This is a genomic window from Bacillota bacterium (genome assembly GCA_040754675.1).
Lineage (GTDB): Bacteria > Bacillota > Limnochordia > Limnochordales > Geochordaceae > Geochorda.
In genome coordinates this window covers 1-2,548 of the sequence record JBFMCJ010000568.1, presented here as the reverse complement: position 1 = coordinate 2,548, position 2,548 = coordinate 1, and the positions used below count along the sequence as shown (strand labels likewise).

At 58.9% G+C, this 2,548-nt stretch carries 3 protein-coding genes and 2 pseudogenes; 3 read left to right on the top strand and 2 right to left on the bottom strand.

From position 1 onward, the window contains the following. Positions 1–136 precede the first annotated feature (136 nt). Positions 137–217: pseudogene (locus AB1609_20960) on the top strand (hypothetical protein). A 141-nt stretch (positions 218–358) separates the two neighbouring features. On the opposite strand, the pseudogene AB1609_20955 reads toward AB1609_20960, so the two are convergent. After that, a pseudogene (locus AB1609_20955) lies at positions 359–511 on the bottom strand (D,D-dipeptide ABC transporter permease). Between AB1609_20955 and AB1609_20950 the strand changes: the two are divergent. Then, on the top strand, positions 444–731 hold the full coding sequence (locus tag AB1609_20950; GenBank protein MEW6048906.1) for a helix-turn-helix transcriptional regulator: 288 nt from the start codon (positions 444–446) through the stop codon (positions 729–731). The pseudogene AB1609_20955 and the gene AB1609_20950 sit on opposite strands and share 68 nt — an antisense overlap. Positions 732–938: 207 nt before the next feature. On the opposite strand, the gene AB1609_20945 is transcribed toward AB1609_20950, so the two are convergent. Next, positions 939–1,796 (bottom strand): hypothetical protein, encoded by an 858-nt coding sequence (locus AB1609_20945; GenBank protein ID MEW6048905.1) that lies wholly within the window; start codon positions 1,794–1,796, stop codon positions 939–941. Between the two features lie 103 nt (positions 1,797–1,899). On the opposite strand from AB1609_20945, the gene AB1609_20940 reads away from it, so the two are divergent. Continuing rightward, positions 1,900–2,548: amidohydrolase family protein (locus AB1609_20940; protein ID MEW6048904.1), on the top strand; the 649-nt coding region annotated here is incomplete at its 3' end.

The following is a 2,548-nucleotide window of genomic DNA, read 5'->3' as shown; positions in this document are numbered from 1 at the left end:
TCCGATGTAAATCGACCGTCGGGTGCCTGCCGCTCAAGGATCATGTGTAGAACCCTTGACAGGAGAGCATTTTCCGGAGAAACACCGACCGACATCAGGGCAACCGCCATCCAGCTGAGCTGATTGTGCTGCGGTTCGAACTAAGGGATCACACACCTTTTTCAGGCACTGCGACGGCCGGACAGCAACCGTTGCACGTCATAAGGGGGAAGATCTCGGCCGAGGAATAACGTCCTCAAGGACGTTGGTGTCACCAGGGACAACTTTTTGGCGTGGTACACTGGTCAACGCTGAGCAACCGGAGACCCGCTCCGCTGCCCGTCGACACGCGATGCCCGATCCACGGTCTGGCGCGCTATGCCGCTTTCACGAACTCCTTCTCGCGCAGGGAGAGAACCTGGCCCCGCACCAGGCGGGAGTACACCGGCCATCCCACCAACGCTATGGCTATCATGGTGTTTGTGAGGCTGGGCCCCAGCACGGCCGCGATGGCCATGGCCAGAATGAGTGATGAGTCAGCTCAACCAGCACCTCGGCTGCTCCTTACCCGATCAGAGAAGCAAGTCCTCGACCTCCTGCTGGACGGCCACACCTACCAGGAGATCGCAGCCCACCTCTACGTATCCGTGAACACCGTGAAGTACCACATCAAGAACATCTACCGCAAGGCGGGCTGCCGCTCCAGGAGCGAACTCATAGAGAGACTGGGGCCCACCCGCGGCAGATGGTGAACTACCGTTGGCGAGCAAACCGGCCACGAAGCCCCTACTCCATCTTCCACACCCGGCCGCCGCCGCGCAAGCACAGCAACCCGCCGAAATGGGCAGCATCCGCGGCTTCTTGCGCCCGCCCCCAGGACTGTTACGGGGGACCACCGGCCGATCACCGAAGGGAAAAGCCGTAGCACCAAGAGCGGGCCGGGACGCGGGCTTGCTTATCTATGGCAGCCGGGGATAAACGAGATTGACGTATTCTGCCACGACCGCCGCAAGCCTGGCTGCGAGGTCCCCGGGTGCTTCGGCTTCTATGCGAAGGGGGACCACAGCCCGGAGATTTCCGCCTTCGTAGAATCTCTCCACAGCAGGATGACCCTTGCATTTTGCCTCTCGGTTGATTTCGTCCAAGTGCGGGAACACATCTTCGGGGATCTGGTAGAAGAGAGGAGATCTGCCCACCTTGGCCCACGCGTTGACCCAGACGCCAAACCAACCCAGCCCCCGCTTTCGTTGGTCGAAGAAGTTAAAGCCAGCCCAGATGCCACCGTAATGTGCTGAACTGGAGAACCCGGGAATAAACGAAGACAGCTTCTGTTGGACCCCCATGTTTACATCCTGCACAAGAGGCCAGAGGCGCCAGATTGCCCCTCCTACCAACTGGTCTCCCAGCAGTTGAACCTCTTCGGGAGTGAACGCCCGCGGCAGTTCGCCGATGCGGAAAGAAACGAGTTGAGCGAAATCTTCAAGGTACACCTGCAACCGGGTATCCTGGACGCGCCTGGATAGCACTTCACATGCCTTTGCAACCTCCTCCCATGCCAGTTCCCCGACAGGCACCCCCAACCCCTTGTTTTTCATCTGGCCTACTGCCTCCAAAACAAGAGCTTGCAAGCTGTTTCTCGGGGCAATGATAATCAGCTTCGCCAGGCCCCCGGGGTTCTGTTCCCGCCACCCCAGTAGCGCTTGTGCGTAGGGGACAACCTGGTCGGTCTGAAATCCCGACATGACTTTCGCCTCGAAGATGAGGTAGAAATTGGGTCCTCCGATGACCAGATCCGGGTACGCCCCCGAAACGAACATTCGCGTTCGCACGCCCACTCCCGACACCTGAGGGCTTACCCCACAGAGGTGAAGGAATTCGGACAGCACCTCCTTCCACTCCAGCAGGTGGCGCAGGTACTCCGTGGCGATCGCGGTGCAGACGGTTGCTTTGCCCTGCGTCGGCGTGGTACACTGCTCCGGGAATTTGATTCACTTTTTGGGTCCAAAGGTGGTGAGCCAGTTGAAGGTTATAGATGCCCACGTACACCTCGGCACCTTCGGTTATCCCTTCCACGTGGCCGCTACCATCGACGGCCTCATACAACTGATGGATGAATTCAACGTGGAAAAGGCTCTCTGCAGTTCACTGGAAAACCAGGTCACCCTGGACGCCATGAGGACGCATCCGGACAGGATCGTCGGTTTGGTATGGCTGAACCCCTACCAGGGGGATAAGGCAGTGATGGACCTGAGAACGGCGGTACGGGAACAGGGGTTCAGGGGGTTGAAACTGCATCCCTTGATCCACAGCTTCCTGCCCAACGACAGGGTCGTATACCCTTTGATCGAAGAAGCTGCCAGTTTGGGCATTGCGGTGTACATTCATTCGGGCCACCCGCCGTTCTCCCTGCCCTGGAGCATAGGAGAACTGGCAGAAAACTTCCCGCATGTCACGTTCGTGATGTACCACATGGGTCACGGGCACGGCGTTTACATCCAGGCAGCCATTGATGTGGCCAGAAGACTCCCCAACGTCCTCCTGGAGACCTCGGGTATGCCAATGCACACCA

What these genes read in the sequence shown, in the direction of transcription:
- AB1609_20950 (MEW6048906.1), top strand. Translation starts at nt 444, where the DNA reads ATGGCTATCATGGTGTTTGTGAGGCTGGGCCCCAGCACGGCCGCGATG.
- AB1609_20945 (MEW6048905.1), bottom strand. Translation starts at nt 1,796, where the DNA reads ATGTTCGTTTCGGGGGCGTACCCGGATCTGGTCATCGGAGGACCCAAT.